At 70.0% G+C, this 21,742-nt stretch carries 21 protein-coding genes; 4 read left to right on the plus strand and 17 right to left on the minus strand.

The annotated features are described in order from the left end of the window. Window positions 1–121: 121 nt before the first annotated feature. A complete protein-coding gene (locus ITJ56_RS10145) occupies window positions 122–1,081 on the plus strand; it encodes a phosphodiesterase (protein ID WP_194630357.1) in 960 nt (319 codons plus the stop codon). Between the two features lie 158 nt (window positions 1,082–1,239). On the opposite strand, the gene ITJ56_RS10150 is transcribed toward ITJ56_RS10145, so the two are convergent. The 4 genes from ITJ56_RS10150 to ITJ56_RS10165 form a co-directional block, all read right to left on the minus strand. Then, window positions 1,240–2,793, minus strand: a complete 1,554-nt coding sequence (locus tag ITJ56_RS10150; protein WP_194630359.1) for a stealth conserved region 3 domain-containing protein — start codon at window positions 2,791–2,793, stop codon at window positions 1,240–1,242. Window positions 2,794–2,888: 95 nt separating this feature from the next. After that, a complete protein-coding gene (locus ITJ56_RS10155; protein ID WP_194630360.1) occupies window positions 2,889–3,326 on the minus strand; it encodes a DUF6804 family protein in 438 nt (145 codons plus the stop codon). Continuing rightward, window positions 3,326–3,910 (minus strand): GDSL-type esterase/lipase family protein, encoded by a 585-nt coding sequence (locus ITJ56_RS10160; RefSeq protein ID WP_194630361.1) that lies wholly within the window; start codon window positions 3,908–3,910, stop codon window positions 3,326–3,328. The genes ITJ56_RS10155 and ITJ56_RS10160 overlap by 1 nt, the downstream gene beginning before the upstream one ends. Continuing rightward, window positions 3,907–5,439, minus strand: coding sequence for an SDR family oxidoreductase (locus ITJ56_RS10165; RefSeq protein ID WP_228517479.1), 1,533 nt, complete (start codon window positions 5,437–5,439; stop codon window positions 3,907–3,909). Before ITJ56_RS10165 ends, ITJ56_RS10160 begins: the two co-directional genes overlap by 4 nt. Window positions 5,440–5,482: 43 nt before the next feature. On the opposite strand from ITJ56_RS10165, the gene deoC reads away from it, so the two are divergent. From deoC to ITJ56_RS10180, 3 genes are all read left to right on the plus strand, one after another. Next, window positions 5,483–6,214, plus strand: a complete 732-nt coding sequence (deoC, locus tag ITJ56_RS10170) for a deoxyribose-phosphate aldolase (RefSeq protein WP_194630362.1) — start codon at window positions 5,483–5,485, stop codon at window positions 6,212–6,214. 110 nt (window positions 6,215–6,324) lie between these two features. Continuing rightward, a complete protein-coding gene (locus ITJ56_RS10175) occupies window positions 6,325–7,278 on the plus strand; it encodes an ROK family protein (protein ID WP_194630363.1) in 954 nt (317 codons plus the stop codon). Between the two features lie 170 nt (window positions 7,279–7,448). After that, the gene (locus ITJ56_RS10180; RefSeq protein WP_194630364.1) at window positions 7,449–8,054 is read left to right on the plus strand and encodes a hypothetical protein; all 606 of its coding nucleotides are present in this window, start codon (window positions 7,449–7,451) and stop codon (window positions 8,052–8,054) included. Between the two features lie 181 nt (window positions 8,055–8,235). Here ITJ56_RS10180 and ITJ56_RS10185 read toward each other — a convergent pair whose 3' ends face one another. The 13 genes from ITJ56_RS10185 to thrS form a co-directional block, all read right to left on the minus strand. Then, window positions 8,236–10,560, minus strand: a complete 2,325-nt coding sequence (locus ITJ56_RS10185) for a RelA/SpoT family protein (RefSeq protein ID WP_228517481.1) — start codon at window positions 10,558–10,560, stop codon at window positions 8,236–8,238. Window positions 10,561–10,629: 69 nt separating this feature from the next. Next, window positions 10,630–10,977, minus strand: a complete 348-nt coding sequence (locus ITJ56_RS10190; protein ID WP_194630365.1) for a rhodanese-like domain-containing protein — start codon at window positions 10,975–10,977, stop codon at window positions 10,630–10,632. Continuing rightward, window positions 10,977–11,981: a protein translocase subunit SecF gene (secF, locus tag ITJ56_RS10195; RefSeq protein ID WP_194630366.1), complete on the minus strand. Its 1,005-nt coding sequence runs from the start codon at window positions 11,979–11,981 to the stop codon at window positions 10,977–10,979. Before secF ends, ITJ56_RS10190 begins: the two co-directional genes overlap by 1 nt. Next, complete coding sequence (secD, locus tag ITJ56_RS10200; RefSeq protein ID WP_194630367.1) at window positions 11,981–13,732, minus strand: protein translocase subunit SecD; 1,752 nt, start codon at window positions 13,730–13,732, stop codon at window positions 11,981–11,983. Before secD ends, secF begins: the two co-directional genes overlap by 1 nt. Before the next feature lie 91 nt (window positions 13,733–13,823). Beyond that, window positions 13,824–14,213 (minus strand): preprotein translocase subunit YajC, encoded by a 390-nt coding sequence (locus ITJ56_RS10205; protein WP_194630368.1) that lies wholly within the window; start codon window positions 14,211–14,213, stop codon window positions 13,824–13,826. 90 nt (window positions 14,214–14,303) lie between these two features. Continuing rightward, window positions 14,304–15,347, minus strand: coding sequence for a Holliday junction branch migration DNA helicase RuvB (gene ruvB, locus ITJ56_RS10210; protein WP_194630369.1), 1,044 nt, complete (start codon window positions 15,345–15,347; stop codon window positions 14,304–14,306). Further along, window positions 15,344–15,964, minus strand: coding sequence for a Holliday junction branch migration protein RuvA (gene ruvA / locus ITJ56_RS10215; RefSeq protein WP_194630370.1), 621 nt, complete (start codon window positions 15,962–15,964; stop codon window positions 15,344–15,346). The genes ruvB and ruvA overlap by 4 nt, the downstream gene beginning before the upstream one ends. Then, on the minus strand, window positions 15,961–16,608 hold the full coding sequence (gene ruvC / locus ITJ56_RS10220) for a crossover junction endodeoxyribonuclease RuvC (protein ID WP_194630372.1): 648 nt from the start codon (window positions 16,606–16,608) through the stop codon (window positions 15,961–15,963). The genes ruvA and ruvC overlap by 4 nt, the downstream gene beginning before the upstream one ends. Before the next feature lie 2 nt (window positions 16,609–16,610). Further along, a complete protein-coding gene (locus ITJ56_RS10225) occupies window positions 16,611–17,378 on the minus strand; it encodes a YebC/PmpR family DNA-binding transcriptional regulator (protein WP_194630374.1) in 768 nt (255 codons plus the stop codon). Window positions 17,379–17,478: 100 nt separating this feature from the next. Then, complete coding sequence (gene pdxT, locus ITJ56_RS10230; RefSeq protein ID WP_194630375.1) at window positions 17,479–18,090, minus strand: pyridoxal 5'-phosphate synthase glutaminase subunit PdxT; 612 nt, start codon at window positions 18,088–18,090, stop codon at window positions 17,479–17,481. Next, window positions 18,080–19,000: a pyridoxal 5'-phosphate synthase lyase subunit PdxS gene (gene pdxS, locus ITJ56_RS10235; protein WP_194630377.1), complete on the minus strand. Its 921-nt coding sequence runs from the start codon at window positions 18,998–19,000 to the stop codon at window positions 18,080–18,082. The genes pdxT and pdxS overlap by 11 nt, the downstream gene beginning before the upstream one ends. Before the next feature lie 13 nt (window positions 19,001–19,013). Next, a complete protein-coding gene (locus ITJ56_RS10240) occupies window positions 19,014–19,667 on the minus strand; it encodes an HIT family protein (RefSeq protein WP_228517483.1) in 654 nt (217 codons plus the stop codon). Continuing rightward, complete coding sequence (gene thrS / locus ITJ56_RS10245) at window positions 19,667–21,688, minus strand: threonine--tRNA ligase (RefSeq protein ID WP_194630379.1); 2,022 nt, start codon at window positions 21,686–21,688, stop codon at window positions 19,667–19,669. The genes ITJ56_RS10240 and thrS overlap by 1 nt, the downstream gene beginning before the upstream one ends. Window positions 21,689–21,742: the final 54 nt, after the last annotated feature.

A 21,742-nucleotide genomic window follows, 5' to 3' on the forward strand; every position in this document is an offset into this window, starting at 1 on the left:
CCCTGTTTCGCCTCAACACGCCGCCCCCAGTTCACGACTGGTTCACTGTGACGTGCTGGACTCGTCCAGGACGGTGTGGCAACGTGTTGCACCACGCATCCGCCAACGGAATGAGACCCCGATGGACAGCCGGACGGCCGAACACCCCAGGCCGAACCACTTCCTCCTCCACCTCAGCGACACGCACCTGGTCTCCGGAGACCGGGACCTGTACGGCGACGTCGACTCGGCCGCGCGACTCGCCGAGATCGTCGCCGACATCGAAGCCTCCGGCACCCGGCCGGAAGCGATCGTCGTGACCGGCGACGTGGCCGACAAGGGCGAGCCGGGCGCATACGCTCGGGTTCGCGAGATCCTCGAGCCAGTCGCCAACCGCATCGGCGCCCAGGTCATCTGGGCGATGGGCAACCACGACGAACGCGGCGCCTTCCGTCAGGAGCTCTTCGGCCTGCAGCCGACGGACCGTCCGGTCGACTTCGTGTACGACGTCAACGGCCTCCGCGTGATCACCCTCGACACGAGCGTGCCGGGCCACCACCACGGCGAGGTCTCACCCGAGCAGCTCGACTGGCTCGCCGAGGTCCTGTCCGAGGCCGCCCCGCACGGCACGATCCTGGCGATGCACCACCCGCCGGTGCCGAGCGTGCAGGACCTCACCGTCCTGGTCGAGCTGCGCGATCAGCTGGCCCTGGCCGAGGTCATCGAGGGCAGCGACGTCCTCGCGATCATCGCCGGACACCTGCACTACTCGACGAGCGCAGTGTTCGCCGGCGTCCCGGTCTCCGTCGCCAGCGCGACCTGCTACACCCAGGACCTCACCGAGTACCAGGGCGGTACCCGCGGGCGTGACGGCGCCCAATCGTTCAACCTGGTGCACGTGTACGGACGCAACGTCGTCCACTCGGTCGTACCCATCGGGCACTACTCGACCGTCGGTCAGCCCGTCTCCGCCGTCGAGACCGAGGAACGCCTCGCCGCACACGGTGTCACCATCCCAGCAGCAGTCGAGCCGGCACCGGTCACCTCGAGCATCCCGGTCTTCACGCTCGACTCGGTGCCCGTCTCCCCCATCCACCGGTAGTCCGCCGCACTTCGTGAGCAGAAATGGTCGGGTCCGCACCAGGGACCCGACCATTTCTGCTCACCATGCGGGGTGGGAGCGCGCTGAGGGCGCATGGCTGGTCTCCGGCGCCGGACTCGCAGGCTCGCCCGGAGCGCCCCGGCAGGACGCTTCGCGTCCTAAGCGCCGGGGCGCTCCCACGGTGCGGGGAACGGGAAGTACCGCTCGAGGAAGTCGGTGACGCGCTGCGTGCGTTCAGCGTCGCTGACCTCCGGGAAGCTGCCGTCGTTCAGGCAGAAGAAGTCGGCGTTCCGCTTCTTGAGCAGCTCGTCGAGGGATCGCAGCCCGGACTGCATCGTGGTGTCGATGTACCGGACCTCCGCGTTCTCCTGCACGATCGCCCGCCCGGTGAGCAGCGAGTAGTAGTGGTACAGCGAGTTGGTCACCGAGATGTTGTCGGCTGCCCGGAACCGCGACGCCGCGGTCGAGGCGAACTCGGCGGCGAACTCGTGCTCCATCTCGGTCATGATCGAGGAGCGGAGGGGCGTCGGCGCGTGCTCGAGGTGCCGAGTGGTCACGGCGCCGAACCGCTGCTGCAGGAGGCGACGGTTGACCCGCGCTGAGTTCTCGAATCCGCTGCGCTCCGGGTTGTTCGATCCGAGCCCGATGCGGGTGGTCGCGAGGATGAACTTCGTCACCGACCCCGGGCTGAAGAACATCGACGGGTCGACCATGCGGCCGAAGAACATGTCGTCGTTCGAGTAGATGAAGTGCTCGCTGATCCCCGGGATGTGGTGCAGCTGCGACTCGACGGCCTGGGAGTTGTGGGTCGGCAGCACGGACGGGTCGGCGAAGAACTCCTCGCTGCGGACGATCCGGACCTTCGGGTGCTCGGCGAGCCAGTGCGGCGCCGGCGAGTCCGTGGCGATGTAGATCTGGCGGATCCACGGTGCGAAGGTGTGCACCGAGCGGAGCGCGTACTTCAGCTCGTCGATCTGCCGGAACCGGGCCGGGGCGTCGTCGCCCTCACCCAGGACGGCGTTCGACTGCGCGGCCTGGCGGGCGCGCTGGTACTCGATGGCGTTGCCGTCGACCCACGAGAAGACGATGTCGATCGGGAACCGGATGTCCGAGACGTGGTCGTCGAACATGTGCTCGACGGTGCGCCAGGTGCGGCCGTACCGCTCGATGTCGACGAGTACGAACTCGTCGACAGGTAGGCTGCGGCGCATCAGGGCGTTCTCGACGGGGGCGAGGACCTCGGTGTCGGTGACCCGCCAGAACTCCAGCTGCACGCTCGTCTCAGCGCCGTAGCGAAGGCGTCCCAGCGGCTCGAGGCGCGGCCGGAAGACCCGGAGCACGGGTTCGTCGACGGAGCCGAGCCCGTCGTCCTGCACGAGCACGGCCGGTTCACCCGGCGGCTTGGCGTAGAAGGGCTCGTTCACCGCGGCGGCCATGACGGCGCTCTCGGCACGCTGCCGGTCGCGCTCGTCGACCGCGATCACGGGTCGCTGGTCGTTGCCGCGGATGAGCAGATGGTCGACGTCGGCCGCCGTGAGGGCGTCATCGAGGAACAGCAGGTCCTCGATCATCGACTGCTGTGGCGTGAGGTGCCCGTTCAGCAGCGTGAGGCGGCCCTTGCGGACGACGACGTCGGACCGGTCGAGACCGCCGGAGGACGGTCGAGGGGTCAGCAGAGGACTCTCGGTCACCGGCTCGGTCTCGTCGTTCATCCATGCCCTTCGGGTCGTGCTGCCGGGTCCTGTACCCGACTTTGCGATCCTACCGTCCGCCCGCCCGCTCGGTTCTCCGCGGCTGAGGCGGCCGGTCAGGAGGCCCGGGGCGCGTCCGTCTCGCGGGGAACCTTGACGACGAGGCCCACCACCACGAACAGGACGGCGGCCACGAGCTGCAGCGCGGCCCAGACCTGCCCGGGTACCGGCACGGTTGCGAGGGGGTTCCAGCAGACGGCGACGGCTGCCATGAGCACGGATGCCCACCAGGTCTTCCCGCGGATCGAGAAGACGAGCACGATGAGGGCGAGGACCGTCACCCCCCAGCGGGCGAACACGAACCCGGACGAGTCGACGATCGCGACGCAGGCGAGCAGCACGATCGCGGCGATGAGGGACGGAGCGAGGGCCGGTCGGGTGAACAGCGGTGTCTCGCGGGTGCGACTCGGGGAGCCGGCAGCCGGACGCACGGGCGCTGCGGGCACACCGTGCTGGGACGACCCCAGCGGGGGCCGTCCCTTGCGTGCGGCCATCAGGCCGAGGCGCCGTCGAGGTCGATCGCCTGGATCGACCGCGACATGGGCGGGAGGTCACGGACGCGCTCCAGCGCCGGAACCAGTTCACCGACCAGCGCGCGGTAGCCCTCTTCGGTCAGGTGCAGGCCGTCCTCGGTGAAGCGGTCGTCCAGGTGGTCGCCATCCGCCAGTGCCGGCCAGGCGTCGAGGTACTGCGCGTGGCAGGTCGCGACGAACTGCCGGAGGTGCCGGTTCGCCTGCTCGATCTTCGTGGCGTAATCGGCCTGCCGCGGCAGGATCGACACGAGGAGGAGTCGGACGCCCGGCAGTTCACGCCGGAGCGTGACGAGGATCGTCTCGGTGTTCCTGACCACGTGTTCGGCACTCGCTCGGTGGTTGCCGAAGTCGTTCGTGCCGATGAGGAGCACGATCACCTCGGGCTGCTCGGCGATGACGGCGTCGAGGCGCGTCAGCACGCCATCGGTCGTGTCGCCACCGATCCCCTGGTTCAGGGTGTGCTCGTCGGGGAGCCAGGTGTCCCAGGTTCCCTGTTCGGTGATGCTGTCCCCCAGGAAGAGGACGGGACTGCGGTCGTCGGTCATGCTGCCTCCTCGTGCGCCGGCTCAGGGGTCCCATTGTGCTGGGTCCTGTTGTGCTGGGTCGACTCGGTGTGGTCGGACTCCCGCTCGGCCGCCGCCGTGATGCGCTCGACCATACCCGGGAAGATGATGCCGTGGAACGGCAGGATGCCGTACCAGTACAGACGCCCGGCGAGTCCGTGCGGGAAGTAGATCGCCCGCTGGTGGTAGTCGCTGCCACCCTCGGGGTCCGGGGTGACCGTCATCTCGAGCCACGCGCGCCCCGGCGACTTGAACTCGGCGCGGAGCCGCAGGGAGCGCCCACGTTCGAGCCGCTCGACGCGCCACCAGTCGAGCGCGTCGCCCTGTTCGAGCCGCTGCTGGTCGCGCCGGCCGCGGTTCAACCCGACGCCGCCGGCGAGCTTGTCCAGCCAGCCCCGGGCCACCCAGGCGAGCGGGAAGGAGTACCAGCCGTTCTCGCCGCCGATGGACTCGACGACGCGCCAGACGTCCTCGGCGGAGGCGGTCGAGTGCCGCTTCCGGTCGTCGACGTAGACCGTGTGCCCGGCCCAGTCCGGGTCGTTCGGCATCGGGTCGGCCGAGGCACTGGAGAGCGTCGCACTCCGCCAGCTCGTCTGCACCTGCCCACTGCGCATCTTGTTCAGGGCCAGGCGGACGGCCCGGCGGTACGTGGTGAGCCCGCCGTCGGGCTGCGGGACGACGTCGTCGATGTCGTGCTCGCGCTGGACGCACTCGAACTGCAGCGACTCGATGATCGGCGTCGCGAGCTTGCGCGGGATCGGGGTGACGGCGTTGAACCAGTGCGCGGCGAGGCGCGGGGTGAGCACCGGCAGGACCGTGATGGGGCGCTGCGGCAGCTTCGCCTCGACCGCGTAGCCGTTGAGCATCTGGCCGTAGCGCAGGACGTCGGGTCCGCCGATGTCGAAGGTGCGGTTGACGCCCGCGGGGACGTCGAGAGCTGCGACGAGGTAGTACAGGACGTCGCGCACGGCGATCGGCTGGATGTGGTTGCGGACCCAGCGCGGCGCGGGCATCCACGGCAGGACGTCGGTCAGGTGCCGGATCATCTCGAACGAGGTGCTGCCGGACCCGATGACGACGCCGGCCTGGTAGGCGACCGTCGGCACGCCGGAGGCGAGCAGGATCTCCCCCACCTCCTTCCGGCTGCGCAGGTGCTTCGACAGCTCGCCGTCCGGGTGCAGGCCGCCCAGGTACACGAAGCGACCCACGCCCGCCCGCTTCGCCTCGCGCGCGATGGTCTCGGCGGCCTCGCGCTCGGCCGACTCGAAGTCGCCGTCGGCACCCATCGCGTGCGCCAGGTAGTAGACGGCCTCGACGCCGTCGACGGCGCGACGCACCGCCTCGGCGTCCTGGAGGTCGCCCTCGGCGATCTCGACGTCGCTGCTCCACGGGACGTCCTGGAGCTTGCGGGGGTTGCGGACGAAGACGCGGACGGAGTGGCCGGCTTCGAGGAGACGGGGGACGAGGCGGCCACCGATGTAGCCGGTGGCGCCGGTGACGAGGACCTGCATGCCCTGCACGCTACGCGGCACGCCTGACGGGTAGGCTTGCCGGGTGGACAACGCAGCCTTCCCCGTCACCGCCGATTCCGTCCGCGGCCTCATCGACCACGCGATCCTGAAGCCCGAGCTCACCCGCGCGGACGTCGACGCACAGCTCGACGAAGCCGCCGCCTACCGCGTGTTCAGCGTCTGCGTCCGTCCGAGCGACGTCGCCCACGCCGTGGAGCGCCTGCACGGCACCGGGGTCGGGGTCGGCACCGTCATCGGGTTCCCGCACGGCACCACCTCGACCGAGGCGAAGGTCGCCGAGTCGCTGCAGGCGTTGGCCGACGGTGCCTTCGAGCTCGACATGGTGCAGAACGTCGGCGCCGCGAAGTCCGGCGACTGGGAGCGCGTCGAACGGGACGTCCGTGCGGTGGTCGACGCCGCCGGCTCCACCGTCGTCAAGGTGATCCTCGAGACCGCGTTCCTGACCGACGACGAGATCGTCGCCGCGTCCCGCGCCGCACAGCGTGCCGGCGCCGCCTTCGTGAAGACCTCGACCGGGTTCGCCGGCGGGGGCGCAACGGCCGAGCACATCGCCCTCATGCGCCGCACGGTCGGCGACGACACCGGCGTGAAGGCCTCCGGTGGTGTCCGCGGCCTCGACACCCTGCTCGAGATGGTCGAGGCGGGCGCGAACCGCATCGGCACGAGCGCGTCGGCCCGCATCCTCGACGACGTCGCACACCGCGCCGAGACCGGGGCCGCGTCGTCGCTCGGCGACGACACCTCGTCCTACTGACCCGGCACCAGCCCACCAGTACGACCCACCAGACCAGGCCGGCTCCCACCGGACGCGACGACGCGTCGGTGACCCGCACCGGGCCTCCCGACCGCCGCATCGGAGCGCGCATGTCCAGCACCGCACCCCAGTCCCCCGCCCTCGCCCTGGCCGTCGACCTCGGCGGCACGAAGGTCGAGGCGGCACTCGTCACCGACCAGGGGGTCGTGCTGCCGGCGACCCGGTTCCGGAGCCCCACCGGACCCGAGCGGACCTCCGACGAACTGCAGGCCGCCGTGGACGAGGTCGTGACGGCCGCGCTCGGCGCCCTGCCCGCCGACGCGACACTCGTCGGTGTCGGGGTCGGCTCGGCCGGACCGGTGGACGAGGAGCACGGACTTGTCTCCCCGCTCAACATGCCGGTCTGGCGCGGACACCCGCTGCGCGACCGGATCGCGGCCCTCGTGCCCGAGGGCGTCCCCGTGACGCTCCGGATGGACGGCCTGGCGATCACGCTCGCCGAGCACTGGGTCGGAGCGGCGCAGGGGTACGACCACGTGATGGGCATGATCGTCTCGACGGGTGTCGGCGGCGGGCTCATCCTGCACGGCCGCACCGTCAGCGGACCGACCGGGAACGCCGGCCACATCGGGCACGTCGAGTGCGGGGGCTTCGACGACCCGTGCGCCTGCGGGGGCACCGGCTGCCTCGAGGCGATCGCGAGCGGCCCCAAGACCGTTGCCTGGGCTCGCCGACAGGGCTTCGCCGGCACGACCGGCGAGGAGCTCTCGGCCGCCTACGCCGCCGGGGACGAGATCGCCGTCGCCGCGGTCCAGCGGAGCGGTCGTGCCCTCGGACAGGCCATCGCCGCGGCGACCAGCTTGGTCGACCTCGAGATCGTCGCCATCGGTGGCGGGTTCTCGCACGTCACGCCCGACCTGTTCGAGTACGCCCGGCGGGCCGTGGCGGAGCGCGTCGAGTTCGGGTTCGTCACCAAGGTGCAGATCGTCCCGACGGGGCTGTCCCAGGACGGCCCGCTCATCGGGGCCGCCGCGCTCGTGCACCGCGCCGACGTCCTGCGCTGAGCGCGCTCGCCCGGCAGGCGGGTGGCGCGACGGGCGCGTTTCGCGCCGTGGACGCGACCAGGGACGCCACGGGAGGCCCGGTGCGGGCCCGGCACGCGCCTCCTGGTCTCGGTCCGTCGTCCTGTCCACAGGGGTGACGGTCGCGCCTGTCGGTCGGGCAGGATGTGCGGGTGCCCCGCCCACGACTCCTGACCAGCGACGACTGGCCCGAGGCAGAGCTGCGGGCGGCGGTGCTCGCGGGCGAGCTGGTGCCCGTCGGAGCCTGCTGGGCCTCCCCCGCAGAGCCGCAGACGCCGTCGCTGCGTGCCGAAGCGGCTGCGTTCGTGCTGCGAGACCCACGACTCATCGCCAGTACGCGGACCGCCGCATGGATCTGGGGGGCCGTCTCGCGCCCGCCGGCACCGCTCGAAGCATGCATCCCACCGCAGGTCCGCGTCCACGTGTCCGCCGACGTCCGTCTGCGCGAGGTCCGGATCGCCGAGGACGACACGGTCGCACTCGGCCTGCTCCGGGTGACGCTGCCGGCGCGGACCGCGGTCGATCTGCTCCGGACGCCGGGGCCGACGGCGGGTGCGTTCGGGGCGGCCGAGGCGGCTGCGGTGCACGGGCTGCTCGGGATCGGAGCGGTCACCGCCGGTGAGCTGCAGGCACGCCTGAGCGCCCTCGGGACGATCCCCATGGTCCGGCAGGCCGAACGACGGTTGCGCGGGTTGCAGGGGCCCGCTGAGGGGGCCCGGCACCGCGCTCGCGACGCCGAGCACCGGCCTGCCAGCTAGCCGGCGGGCGTCCGGTCCGCGCCTGGCCGCGTCGCGAGTGGTCACGACGCCTCGCTCACGTCTGCCGGGTCGTCGCGACCCGTCGGTCGGCACGGCCGCAGCCGACAGTTCGTGACCAGTCGGCGGCGCCCGCGTGACGAGTCGTGACCGGTCGACGGGCGGGAGGCGCGGGGCCGGACTGCTACCCGGCGCTGACGCGGTAGACGTCGTAGACGGCGTCGATACGGCGCACGGCGTTCAGCACACGGTCGAGGTGGATCGTGTCACCCATCTCGAACACGAACCGGCTGAGCGCCAGCCGGTCGGACGAGGTCGACACCGTCGCGGACAGGATGTTCACGTGGTGGTCGGTCAGGACGCGGGTGACGTCGCTGAGCAGGCCCGACCGATCGAGCGCCTCGATCTGGATCTGCACGAGGAACACCGACTTCGACGACGGGGCCCACTCGACCTCGATCATCCGGTCCGGTTCGTTCATGAGCGACTTCACGTTGGTGCACGACGACTGGTGCACCGAGACACCCTGACCCCGGGTGATGAAGCCCACGATCTGGTCGCCCGGCACGGGCGTGCAGCACTTGGCGAGCTTCACGAGGATGTCGGGCGCGCCACGCACGAGCACCCCGCTGTCGCTGGTGCGCAGCTGCCGACTCGTCACCTGGCGGGGGAAGGCGAGGTCGGGCTCGTCGGTCTCCGTCTCGGTCTGGACGTTGCCCAGGACCTTCTCGATCACCGACTGGGTCGAGACGTGGCCCTCGCCGATGGCGGCGTACAGGGCGGAGACGTCCTCGTACCGCATCGACGAGGCCACCTCGGCGATGCTGTCCTGGCTCATGATCCGCTGGAGTGGCAGGTTCTGCTTGCGCATCGCACGGGCGATGGCGTCACGGCCCTGTTCGATCGCCTCTTCGCGGCGTTCCTTGGTGAACCACTGCTTGATCTTGTTGCGCGCACGGGGGCTGCGGACGAACTGCAGCCAGTCCTGCGAGGGGCCGGAGTCGGGGTTCTTCGACGTGAAGATCTCGACGACGTCACCGCTCGACAACTGGCTCTCGAGCGGCACGAGCCTGCCGTTGACCTTGGCACCCATCGTGCGGTGGCCGATCTCGGTGTGCACGGCGTACGCGAAGTCGACCGGGGTGGCTCCGGCGGGGAGGCCGATGACCTTGCCCTGCGGCGTGAAGACGTAGGTCTCCTTCGCACCGATCTCGTAGCGCAGCGAGTCGAGGAATTCGCCCGGATCGCTGGTCTCGGCCTGCCAGTCCGTGATGTGGGCGAGCCACGCCATGTCCTGGTCGTCCGCGGTCGACGAGGTCCCGGCGTCGCGACCAGCTGCGCGCTGCTTGTACTTCCAGTGGGCGGCGACACCGAACTCGGCGCGCTGGTGCATCTCGTGCGTGCGGATCTGGATCTCGACCGCACGCCCCTGCGGACCCAGCACGGTGGTGTGCAGCGACTGGTACAGGTTGAACTTCGGGGTCGCGATGTAGTCCTTGAAGCGACCGGGCAGGGGGGTCCAGCGCGCGTGGACGGAGCCGAGCATCGCGTAGCAGTCGCGGACCGTCGGCACGAGCACCCGGATGCCGACGAGGTCGTAGATCTCGTCGAACTCACGCCCCCGAACGATCATCTTCTGGTAGATCGAGTAGTACTGCTTCGGCCGGCCCATGACGTCACCGCGCACCTTGGCGGCCTTCAGGTCCTTCTTCAGGGTGCCGATGACGTTCTGGACGAACTGCTCGCGCTTGGGCTGCCGTTCCTTGACCAGGCTGTCGATCTCGACGTAGAGCTTCGGGTGCAGGACCGCGAACGACAGGTCCTCGAGCTCCAGCTTGATCATCTGGATGCCGAGTCGGTGCGCCAGGGGCGCGTAGATCTCGAGCGTCTCCTTCGCCTTGCGCGTGGCGGAGGTGGACTCGACGAAACCCCACGTTCGAGCGTTGTGCAACCGATCGGCGAGCTTGATGACGAGGACCCGGATGTCCTTCGACATCGCGATGACCATCTTGCGGACGGTCTCGGCCTGCGCGCTGTCGCCGTACTTGACCTTGTCGAGCTTCGTGACGCCGTCGACGAGCATGGCGATCTCGTCGCCGAAGTCCGCCCGCAGCTGGTCGAGCTGGTAGTCGGTGTCCTCCACCGTGTCGTGCAGGAGCGCGGCGGCGATGGTGATCGTGCCGATGCCGAGGTCAGCGAGGATCTGCGCGACCGCCACCGGGTGCGTGATGTACGGCTCGCCGGACTTGCGCTTCTGGCCGTCGTGGGCGCGCTCGGCGACCGAGTAGGCACGCTCGATGAGCGTGACGTCGGCCTTGGGGTGGTGCGAGCGGACCGTGCGGATCAGGGTGTCCACTGCTCCGGCCGGCTGCGCGCGGGAGAAGAGCCGCGGCAGCAGGGACCGGAGCGAACCGAGGTTGCCGGTGGTGTTCGGGCCGATGGGGCTCGACGGCTGCTGGGCGGAGCCGGGGCGGCTCGGCGCGGACGGCTCTTCTCGGGTGTCCGTCATGATGCGCCTCCCAGGACTCGGTCCGAGAGCTCGATCCGAGCTCGATCCGACAAGACTACGCGTCCCCGGTCAGTGCCCGTGCCGCGGTTCGCCGTGGGCGTCGCGCTCCACCGGGCCCCCCGCCTGCTCCCAGGCGACCATGCCGCCGGTCAGGTTCACGGCGGGGACACCGGACTGCTCGAGCGCCGCCACGATGCGGGCGGACCGGGCACCGGAGTGGCAGACGATGATGGCCGGCTCGTCGCCGCCGTCGATCTCCTGCCAGCGGTTCACGAACTCGGACATCGGCACGAGCGTGGCGTGGGGAGCGTGGACCTCGTCCCACTCCCCCTGCTCGCGGACGTCGAACAGTCGGGCCCCGGCGTCGATCCGCCGACGGGCCTCGGCGACGTGGATCTCCTGGATCTCGATCGGCATCAGGCGTTCGCCGCCGCTGCGTCGACTTCGCGCCGGCGCTTCTCTGCCGCCTGGGTCTTCTTGGCGTCCGACGCCTTGATCTTCGGCTCGCTCTCACGCAGGTGCGCGTACATCGGCGAGGCGATGAAGATCGTCGAGTACGTGCCGACGATGATGCCGATGAACAGCGCGAGCGAGATGTCGCGGAGGGTGCCGGCACCCAGCACGTACGACCCGATGAACAGGATCGCCGCCACCGGCAGCAGCGCCACGACCGAGGTGTTGATCGAGCGGACGAGGGTCTGGTTGACCGCGAGGTTGACCGACTGCTTGAAGGTGCGGATCGATTCCTGCGCGGTGTTCTCGCGGACCTTGTCGAACACCACCACGGTGTCGTAGAGCGAGTAGCCGAGGATCGTCAGGAAGCCGATCACCGCCGCGGGCGTGACCTCGAGCCCGACGATGCCGTAGACACCGGCCGTGATGAGCAGGTCGTGCAACAGCGCGGCCATGGCGGACAGCGACATCTTCCAGGTGCGGAAGTACAGCGTCATGAACACCGCGGCGAGGGCGAGGAAGATGACCAGACCGCGGATGGCCTGCGCGAGCACGTCGGCACCCCAGGTGGCGCCGATGAAGGTCGCGGCGACCTGGCTCTCCGGCACGTCGTACGCCTCGGCCAGGGCGTCCTGCACCTCGGTCGTCTGGCGGTCGGTGAGCTGTCCGGTCTGGACACGGATGCCGTGCGTACCGAGCTGCGAGACGCGCGGGAGCTCGTCGGAGACCACGCTCTCGACGGTCTCGGTCGCGATGCTCTGGTCGAGCGACTCGACGTCCGAGATCGTGAACTCGGAACCACCGGTGAACTCGATCCCGAGCTGGTACCCGCCGCGCAGCCACGGGGTGGCGAGCGAGATCACGATCATGATGAGCGCGATGAGGTACCAGGTCTTGCGTCGTCCGATGATGTCGTACGACCGCTTGCCCGTGTAGAGGTCGCTGCCGAACTGGCTGAAGCTGGCCATCAGTCGTCCTTCCCGTCCGGCGTCGAGCCGTTGTCGCCGGAGGCCTGCTGGGCCTTCCGCTCCGCGATCGTCTGTCGGCGCTGGGCCTCACCGGCACTGCGCTGGCGCTTGCCGTCCACCACGGGCGCGCGGAACTGTGCACGCCCCCGGTAGACCGCGCCGAGTGCCGCCGGGTCGAGGCCGCTGATCCGGTGCCCGTCACCGAAGAACCGGGTGCGGGCGATGAGTTGCATCATCGGGTGGGTGAAGAGCGTGACCACCACGATGTCGATCAGGGTCGTGAGGAGCAGCGTGAACGCGAAACCCTTCACGTCGGCGACCGCCAGCACGTAGAGCGTCACGGCGGCGAGGAAGTTCACCGCGTCGGACGCCAGGATCGTGCGGAGCGCGCGCTTCCAGCCGGACTCGACCGCGCTCTCGAGGGCGCGTCCGTCACGGAGTTCGTCACGGATGCGCTCGAAGTACACGATGAACGAGTCCGCCGTGATGCCGATCGCGACGATCAGACCCGCGACACCCGCCAGCGAGAGGCGGTAGTCGACGCGCCAGGACATGATCGCGATCACCAGGTAGGTGAGCACCGCGGCGATCCCGAGGGACAGCACCGTGACGAACGCCAGCGCCCGGTACTGGATGACCGAGTAGATGATCACCAGGATGAGGCCGATCAGGCCGGCAACGAGACCGCCGATGAGCTGCGCGGTACCGAGGGTCGCCGAGATGTTCTCGTTCGACTGCACCTGGAAGTTGATCGGCAGCGCGCCGTACTTGAGCTGGTCGGCGAGGGTCTTCGAGGAGTCGGCGGTGAACGAGCCGGTGATCTGCGCCTTGCCGTTCGTGATCGCGGAGTTCGTGGTCGGCGCGGTGATGACGGAGCCGTCCAGGACGATCGCGAACTGGTTCTGCGGCTCGGTCAGCGAGACGAGCCGGTTCGTGACGGTGCGGAAGTCCTTGGTGCCGTCACCGTCGAAGGTCAGGTTGACGGCCCACTGACCGGTCGACGTTCCCTGCGAGTCCGTTGCGAGCCCGGAGGTCGCGTTGCTGATGTCCGCGCCGGAGACCTCGACGGGGCCGAGGATGTACTTCGCCGCGCCGTCCTGGTCGCACGTGACGAGGGGTTCGTCGTCCGGTGCCGCGGTGACGTCGTCGGGGGCCGCGCAGTTGTAGTTGGTGTACAGGTCCTGCAGCTTCGGCGTGATCCAGTTGAGGTCGCTCGCGTTCGACGGTTTGGCACTCGGTGTCGCCGCGAGCGACGCCGGCGGGGAGTACGGCGTGGCTGACGCCGTTGCCTTGCCGTCGTCGCCGACCGCGGTGTTGGTCGCGGCCTCGGTGTAGAGGACCGGGCGGAAGGTCAGCTTTGCCGCGGCTTCGATGCGGTCGATGGTCGCCTTGTCGGGGCGGCCGGGGATCGAGACGACGATGTTGTTCGCGCCCTGCGTGTTGATCTCCGACTCGGAGACTCCGGTGGCGTCGATGCGCTGGCGGATGATGTTCACCGCCTGCTGCAGCTGCTCGGAGGTGACGGAGTCGCCCTCGGTGTCTTGCGCGGCGAGGGTCAGCTGCGTGCCGCCCTGGAGGTCAAGGGCGAGCTCGGGGACCCAGCTCGCGCCCTGGTACCACTTGTCGGTGTCGTCCTTCGAAGAGCCGGCGAGGATCGACGCGGCGGTGTTCAGGCCGGCGAGGATCGCCATCAGGATCACCAACCAGGTGAGCGAGCGCAGCGCCTTCTTGACGGGTGTCGATCGTGCCACCGGTCGTCTCGTCTTTCTGTTCAGGACCGTCGGCACACCGTGCGACGGCAGAGGGGAGCCGCCGGGTCAGACGACCCGGCAGCCGAGTGCGTCAGTCGTCGGACTTGCTGCGCTTCGTGGCGTCGGTCTCGTCGACCCGCTCGCCGTAGACGGGTTCTCCGTTGAGCTCGGCCAGCGGCGTCGGCTCGGCCTCGGTGGTCGTGGTGGTCTCGATGTCCGACGCGCTGTCGTCGACGACACGCGACAGGGTCTGGCGGTGCACGGTGACGATGGTCCCCGGTGCGATCTCGACGTCCGCGGTGACCTTCTCGTCGTTCACGGAGAGGAGCGTGCCGTAGAGGCCGAAGGACAGCATGACCTTGGCGCCCGGGACCATCTTGTCCACGAGTTCGGCCTGCTGCTTCTTGCGCTTGCGGCTGTTGTAGAACATGAAGGCCGCGAACGCCACGACGATGACGATGAGGATGACTTCTTGACCCATGATGCGATGCCTTCTCTGGTTGCTCGGTTTCGGGCCGTAGCAGTCTAGGGCACGCCACTGTACGTGGCATGTCGCTCGACCGCTGGGCTGTCAGTCTGTGGTGTCGGCGTCGTCGAAGAGCCCGGGCTGCCCGCCAGCGGCCTGCCCCGGCACCAGGCCGAGGTGCCGCCAGGCCCGCGGGGTCGCGATGCGGCCGCGCGGGGTGCGGGTGACGAGCCCGACGCGGACGAGGAACGGTTCGACGACGGACTCGATGGTCTCGGACTCCTCGCCGACCGACACCGCGAGGGTGTTCAGCCCGACGGGCCCACCGTCGAAACGGGTCAGCATGATCTCGACCACGGCCCGGTCGAGCCGGTCGAGTCCGAGTTCGTCGACGTCGTACAGGTCGAGCGCACCCTGCACGGCGGTCATGCCGTCGGTCGTGCGGTGGACGAGGGCGTAGTCGCGCACCCGTCGGAGCAGCCGGTTCGCGATGCGGGGGGTCCCCCGGGAGCGCCCCGCGATCTCGCGGAGTGCGGTGCGGTCGATGTCGAGCTCGAGCAGGTGCGCCGCACGGATCAGGACCTGTTCGAGCTCGTCCTTCTCGTAGAACTCGAGGTGGGCGGTGAACCCGAAGCGGTCGCGCAGCGGGTTCGGCAGCAGGCCGGCGCGGGTGGTCGCCCCGACGAGCGTGAACGGGGCGAGGTCGAGCGGGATGCTCGTCGCACCGGCGCCCTTGCCCACCATCACGTCGATGCGGAAGTCCTCCATCGCCAGGTAGAGCATCTCCTCCGCAGAGCGGGCCATGCGGTGGATCTCGTCGATGAACAGGACCTCGCCCGGCACGAGCGACGACAGCACCGCCGCCAGGTCTCCGGCGTGCTGGATGGCCGGACCGCTCGACATGCGCAGCGGCCGGCCTGTCTCGTGGGCGACGATCATCGCGAGCGTGGTCTTGCCGAGGCCGGGAGGGCCGGCCATCAGGATGTGGTCCGGCGTGCGGTCCTGCATCCCCGCGGCCTTGAGGAGCAGGTCGAGCTGCCCGCGGACCTTGCGCTGCCCGACGAACTCGTCGAGCGACCGGGGACGGAGCGCCCCCTCGAACGCGAGTTCCTCCGGCGACTCGGCGCCGGCGGAGGTGATGCCGCTCACCGGCCGGCAGCCGCGGGTCGGAGCGCACCGAGGGCGGCGCGGAGCAGCGCCTGGGTACCCATGGCGGCGGCACCGGGCTCGTTCGCGATGGTCTCGTCGACGGCCGTCTGTGCGGCGTCCTCCCGCCAACCGAGGCCGATGAGCGCCGAGACGACGTCGGTCGCGGCCGGATGCGCCGCGGTGTCCCTGGCAGCGGCGACCAAGGCGACCTGCTCGAACGCGCCCAGCTTGCCGGACAGCGCGACGATGATGAGCTTGGCGGTCTTCGGGCCGATGCCGGAGACCTTGCGGAAGGCGCCGTCGTCCTCGTGCGCCACGGCGTTCGCGATCTGTGCGGGCTCCATGTGGGCCAGGACGCCCATAGCCGACTTCGGACCGACGCCGGAGACGCCGCGGAGCAGGTCGAACACCTGCAGCGCGTCGGTGGACTCGAAGCCGAACAGCAGGTGCTCGTCCTCGCGCACGATCATGGCGGTCCGCACGAACACCTCGGACCCGTGGCGCATGGTCAGCGCGTGCGCGGGCGTGACCGTCACGGCGTACCCGACTCCCCCGACCTCGATCACCACGCCCGACCCGGCGATGTCGATGCAGGTGCCCCGGAGACTCGCGATCATGCTCCGAGCCTAGGGCCGGCCACCGACGATGCCGACCTGCCACGCTGCGCCCGGGTCGCCGCCGCGGCGGCCCGCGCGAGCGGGGAGTCGACGGTCCCGCCCTGGGCGTCCCGCCAGGCACGCTGTGCGGGGGTGAGGTTCGTGGCACGCGAGCCGGCGGCGTCGGGTGATCCGAGCCTCCAGGCATGGCACACGGCCAGCGCGAGCGCGTCCGCGGCGTCGGCTGGTTTCGGGGCCTCGTCGAGACCGAGCACGCGCGCGATCATCGTCTGCACCTGGCGCTTGTCGGCGTTGCCGTAACCGGTGACGGCCGCCTTCACCTCGGACGGGGTGTGCAGCCCGACGGGCAGGCCACGGGCAGCCGCGGCGTGCAGCGCCAGGCCGGCCGCCTGCGCGGTGCCCATCACGGTGCGGACGTTCGCCTGCGCGAAGACCCGCTCGACGGCGACCGCGTCGGGCTGGTGCTCATCGATCTCGGCGGCGATGCCGTCCGCGATCCGGAGGAGCCGCAGTTCGAGCGGCATGTCCGGCGGTGTGCGCACGACCGTCACGTGGACGAGTCGTGCGCGCCGGTTCGGTGCGACCTCGACGACGCCGACGCCGCACCGGGTGAGCCCGGGGTCCACCCCGAGCACACGGAGCACGGTTACTCGCCCTCGTCCTCGTCGAGCTCGGCCTGGACGTCCGCGGGGATGTCGAAGTTCGAGTAGACGTTCTGCACGTCGTCCGAGTCCTCGAGCGCGTCGATCAGGCGGAACACCTTGCGGGCGGTCTCGGCGTCGACCGGGACCTTGAGGCCGGGGACGAACTCGGCGTCGGCCGAGTCGTAGTCGATGCCGGCGTCCTGCAGCGCGGTGCGGGCAGCCACCAGGTCGCTCGCTTCGGTGATGATCTCGAAGCCGCCGCCCTGGTCGATGACGTCCTCGGCGCCGGCGTCCAGCACCGCGGCCATCACCGTGTCCTCGTCGAGGCCGTCGGTCTTCGTGACCGAGATGACGCCCTTGCGCGAGAAGTTGTAGGCGACGCTGCCCGGGTCGGCCATGGTGCCGCCGTTGCGGGACATCGCGGTCCGGACCTCGGCCGCCGCGCGGTTCTTGTTGTCCGTGAGGCACTCGATGAGCATCGCGACGCCGTTCGGACCGTAGCCCTCGTACATGATCGTCGTGTACTCGATGGTCTCGCCTGTGAGGCCGGCACCGCGCTTGACGGCGCGGTCGATGTTGTCGTTGGGGACCGAGGTCTTCTTGGCCTTCTGGACGGCGTCGACCAGCGTCGGGTTGCCGGACATGTCAGCGCCGCCCATCTTCGCGGCGACCTCGATGTTCTTGATCAGCTTGGCGAACGACTTGGCACGTCGCTGGTCGATGACGGCCTTCTTGTGCTTGGTCGTTGCCCACTTGGAATGCCCGGACACGGTTCTCCTTGCGTATTGCGGAAAGTCGGGCTCAGTTTACCGGCCTGGGAGGCGCGGTGCGGCTCCGCCCCGCCGGTTCGACCCGCGCGGCGGTCGCGCCTCAGGCGGTGCGCACCAGGTCGAGGAAGCGACGGTGGAAGCGGTCCTCCCCCGCGACCTCGGGGTGGAAGGCACTCGCGATGACGTTGCCCTGCTGCACCGCGACGACCTGACCGTCGGGCAGCGCTCCGAGGACGTGGACGTCGTCGCCGCGCTGCTCCACGACGGGCGCCCGGATGAACACCGCGTGCACCGGGGCCTCGCCGAGGTCGGGCATCGGGATGTCGATCTCGAACGAGTCGTTCTGCGCACCGAACGCGTTGCGCCGCACGGTGGTGTCGAGGACGTCGAGGGTCCGCTGCCCGCTGATGCCGTCGGTGATCCGCGACGACAGCATGATCATGCCGGCGCAGGTGCCGTAGGTGGGCAGGCCGGCGCGGATGGCGTCGGCGAGGGGCTCGGCGACCCCGAACGCCCGGGACAGCTTGTCCATGACGCTCGACTCGCCACCGGGGATCACGACGCCGTCGAGGGTCTCGATCTCCTCGGGGCGACGGAGCGGCACCACGTCGGCGCCGAGCTCCGTCAGCGAGGCGATGTGCTCGCGGAAGTCACCCTGCAGCGCCAGTACCCCGATGCGGGGACGAGCGCCGCTCGTCGGACTACCAGCCACGCTCGGCGAGGCGGTGCGGTGCGGGGACGTCGGCGACGTTGATGCCGACCATCGCCTCGCCCAGACCGCGGGAGACCTCGGCGATGACCTTGGGGTCGTCGTGGAAGGTGACCGCCTTGACGATCGCGGCGGCACGCGCGGCCGGGTCGCCGGACTTGAAGATGCCCGAGCCGACGAAGACACCGTCGGCGCCCAGCTGCATCATCATCGCGGCGTCGGCCGGGGTGGCGACACCACCGGCGGTGAAGAGGACCACGGGCAGCTTGCCGGTGCGGGCGACCTCCTGCACGACGTCGATCGGGGCCTGGAGCTCCTTGGCGGCGACGTAGAGCTCGTCGTCGCGCAGGTGGCGGAGCGCCGCGATCTCCTTGGTGATCGTCCGGATGTGCTTGGTGGCCTCGGACACGTCACCCGTGCCGGCCTCGCCCTTGGAACGGATCATGGCCGCGCCCTCGGTGATGCGACGGAGCGCCTCGCCCAGGTTGGTGGCACCGCAGACGAAGGGGGTGGTGAACTTCCACTTGTCGATGTGGTTGACGTAGTCGGCCGGCGACAGCACCTCGGACTCGTCGATGTAGTCGACGCCGAGCTCCTGCAGGACCTGGGCCTCGACGAAGTGGCCGATGCGGGCCTTCGCCATGACCGGGATCGACACGGCGGCGATGATCTCCTCGATCATCGACGGGTCGGACATGCGGGCGACGCCGCCCTGCGCACGGATGTCGGCGGGGACGCGCTCGAGTGCCATGACGGCGGTCGCGCCGGCCTCTTCCGCGATGCGGGCCTGCTCGGCGTCGACGACGTCCATGATCACGCCGCCCTTGAGCATCTCGGCGAGGCCGCGCTTGACGCGGTCGGAGCCGGTGATCGAGGTGCCAGGGGTGCCGGAGGTGCTGGTGCTGTCGCTCATGATGCCGGCCAGTCTAGTGCGCCTGCGGCCACCCGTCGGCGACGAGTCGACGGGTCTCGCCGAGCAGCTGCGACATGGACTTCGTCCGGGCGATGATCGGGAAGAAGTTCGCGTCGGACTGCCACCGCGGCACGATGTGCTGGTGCAGGTGCGCGGCGACCCCGGCGCCGGCGACCTCGCCCTGGTTCATGCCGATGTTGAAGCCGTCGCAGTGCGAGACCTCGCGCAGCACCCGCATCGCCGTCTGGGTCAGCTCGCCGATCTCACGCAGCTCGTCCGGGGTCGCCTCGTCGTAGAGCGGGACGTGCCGGTAGGGGCAGACGAGCAGGTGCCCGTTGTTGTACGGGAACAGGTTGAGCAGCACGTAGGCGTGCTCGCCGCGGGCCACGATCAGGGCGTCCTCGTCGGACATCCGCGGCGCCGCGCAGAACGGGCAGTCGTCGTCGTGTCCGCGGCCGCGACCCTCGCGACCGGCGTCGATGTACGCCATCCGGTGGGGGTTCCAGAGTCGCTGGAACGCGTCAGGGACGGCTGCGCCGGTGGCCGCGTCGCGGATCACCAGCGGATCAGTGTCCGCGCCTTCGGAGCCCGCGGCGGCGGTGGGACCGGCCACGTCGTCGACGTGACCGGTCCCCGCGGCCTGCTCCGGGCCTCCCGACTGTGTCATCAGACCTGCGCGCGCTCGCGGATCGCGGTGAGGATGCGGTCCACGGCCTCGTCGACGGGCACCGCGTTGTCCTGGCGGCCGTCACGGAAGCGGAAGCTGACGGCGCCGGCGTCACGGTCGTCGCCACCGGCGATGAGCTGGAACGGCACCTTCGCCTTGGTGTGCGTGCGGATCTTCTTCTGCATGCGGTCGTCGGAGTGGTCGACCTCGGCGCGGACGCCATGGGCGCGGAGCTTCGCGATGACCTCGTCGAGGTAGTCGCCGTACTCGGCCGCGACCGGGATGCCGACGACCTGCACGGGCGACAGCCACGCCGGGAACGCGCCCGCGTAGTGCTCGGTGAGGACGCCGAAGAAGCGCTCGATCGAGCCGAAGAGCGCGCGGTGGATCATCACCGGACGCTGGCGGGAGCCGTCGGCCGCGGTGTAGTCGATGCCGAAGCGCTCGGGCAGGTTGAAGTCGAGCTGCACGGTCGACATCTGCCAGGTGCGGCCGATGGCGTCGCGCGCCTGCACCGAGATCTTCGGGCCGTAGAACGCGGCGCCGGCGGGGTCCGGCACCAGCTCGAGGCCGGACTCTTCGGCGACCTCGCGCAACGTGTTCGTCGCGACGTCCCAGATCTCGTCGTCGCCGACGTACTTCTCCGGGTCCTTCGTCGACAGCTCGAGGTAGAAGTCGTCGAGGCCGTAGTCGCGCAGGAGCGAGAGCACGAACTCGAGGGTCGTGGTCAGCTCCTCCTTCATCTTCTCCTGCGTGGTGAAGATGTGCGCGTCGTCCTGGGTCATGCCCCGGACACGGGTGAGCCCGTGGATGACGCCGGACTTCTCGTTGCGGTAGACCGTGCCGAACTCGAACATCCGCAGCGGCAGGTCGCGGTAGGAACGCGGCTGCGACCGGTACGCAAGGATGTGCATCGGGCAGTTCATCGGTTTGAGGTAGTAGTCGGCGCCCTGACGCGTGACGTTGCCGTCCTCGTCCTTGGCCTCGTCCATGTGCATGGCCGGGAACATGCCGTCCTTGTACCAGCCGAGGTGCCCGGAGGTCTCGAACAGGTCGCCCTTGGTGATGTGGGGCGTGTAGACGAACGAGTAGCCGTTCTCCTCGTGCCGACGGCGCGAGTAGTCCTCCATCTCGCGGCGGATGATGCCGCCCTTCGGGTGGAAGATCGCCAGGCCGGAACCGATCTCGTCAGGGAACGAGAACAGGTCGAGTTCGGCGCCGAGCTTGCGGTGGTCGCGCTTCGCCGCTTCTTCGAGCCGCACGAGGTACGCCTTGAGCTGGTCCTTGTCGGGCCACGCGGTGCCGTAGATGCGCTGCAGCTGCGGGTTCTTCTCGGAGCCGCGCCAGTAGGCAGCGGCGACGCGCATGAGCTTGGCGGCGTTGCCGATCCAGCGGGTGTGCGGGACGTGTGGGCCGCGGCAGAGGTCCTGCCAGAGCACCTCGCCCGACTTCGGGTCGACGTTCTCGTAGACGGTCAGTTCGCCGGCGCCGACCTCGACGCTCTCGCCGGAGTCGCCGTCGGTCGCGGCACCCTTCAGGCCGATGAGCTCCTGCTTGTAGGGCTCCCCTGCCATCAGCTCGCGTGCCTGCTCGTCGGTGACGACCACGCGACGGAAGCGCTGGGCCTGCTTGACGATGCGGTCCATGCCCTTCTCGATCGCCTTGAGGTCTTCCGGAGTGAAGGGCTCGGCGACGTCGAAGTCGTAGTAGAAGCCGTCGGTGACGGGCGGCCCGATGCCGAGCTTGGCGTCCGGGTTGATCTGCTGCACGGCCTGCGCCAGCACGTGGGCGGCCGAGTGGCGGAGGATGTCGAGGCCGTCCTGCTCCTGCAGGGTGACCGCCTCGGCGGTCTCGCCGGCCTGCACGTCCGCCGCGAGGTCCTTCAGGACGCCGTCGACGCGGATGGCGACGACGCCGCGCTCACCGTCGAAGAGCTCGGTGCCGGTCGTGGTCGTCGTCGCGGTCCGGGGCTCGGGTGCCTGGGGAAGCTCGGCGGGCGCGGGTGCGACTGACTCGGTCACGATGATGGGACTCCTCGATCGAAATGGTGCGTCAAGACTAGTGCGCGCGCGGGC

Origin of the sequence: Curtobacterium sp. VKM Ac-1376 (assembly GCF_015351025.1) — a bacterium.
In the GTDB taxonomy this organism is placed as follows: Bacteria; Actinomycetota; Actinomycetes; order Actinomycetales; family Microbacteriaceae; genus Curtobacterium.

Excerpts from the sequence above, each read along its gene's own strand:
- ITJ56_RS10145 (WP_194630357.1), top strand. The coding sequence starts at position 122 with ATGGACAGCCGGACGGCCGAACACCCCAGGCCGAACCACTTCCTCCTC.
- ITJ56_RS10150 (WP_194630359.1), bottom strand. The coding sequence starts at position 2,793 with ATGAACGACGAGACCGAGCCGGTGACCGAGAGTCCTCTGCTGACCCCT.
- ITJ56_RS10155 (WP_194630360.1), bottom strand. The coding sequence starts at position 3,326 with ATGGCCGCACGCAAGGGACGGCCCCCGCTGGGGTCGTCCCAGCACGGT.
- ITJ56_RS10160 (WP_194630361.1), bottom strand. The coding sequence starts at position 3,910 with ATGACCGACGACCGCAGTCCCGTCCTCTTCCTGGGGGACAGCATCACC.
- ITJ56_RS10165 (WP_228517479.1), bottom strand. The coding sequence starts at position 5,439 with ATGCAGGTCCTCGTCACCGGCGCCACCGGCTACATCGGTGGCCGCCTC.
- ITJ56_RS10175 (WP_194630363.1), top strand. The coding sequence starts at position 6,325 with ATGTCCAGCACCGCACCCCAGTCCCCCGCCCTCGCCCTGGCCGTCGAC.
- ITJ56_RS10185 (WP_228517481.1), bottom strand. The coding sequence starts at position 10,560 with ATGACGGACACCCGAGAAGAGCCGTCCGCGCCGAGCCGCCCCGGCTCC.
- ITJ56_RS10190 (WP_194630365.1), bottom strand. The coding sequence starts at position 10,977 with ATGCCGATCGAGATCCAGGAGATCCACGTCGCCGAGGCCCGTCGGCGG.
- secF (WP_194630366.1), bottom strand. The coding sequence starts at position 11,981 with ATGGCCAGCTTCAGCCAGTTCGGCAGCGACCTCTACACGGGCAAGCGG.
- ITJ56_RS10205 (WP_194630368.1), bottom strand. The coding sequence starts at position 14,213 with ATGGGTCAAGAAGTCATCCTCATCGTCATCGTCGTGGCGTTCGCGGCC.
- ruvA (WP_194630370.1), bottom strand. The coding sequence starts at position 15,964 with ATGATCGCGAGTCTCCGGGGCACCTGCATCGACATCGCCGGGTCGGGC.
- pdxS (WP_194630377.1), bottom strand. The coding sequence starts at position 19,000 with ATGAGCGACAGCACCAGCACCTCCGGCACCCCTGGCACCTCGATCACC.
- ITJ56_RS10240 (WP_228517483.1), bottom strand. The coding sequence starts at position 19,667 with ATGACACAGTCGGGAGGCCCGGAGCAGGCCGCGGGGACCGGTCACGTC.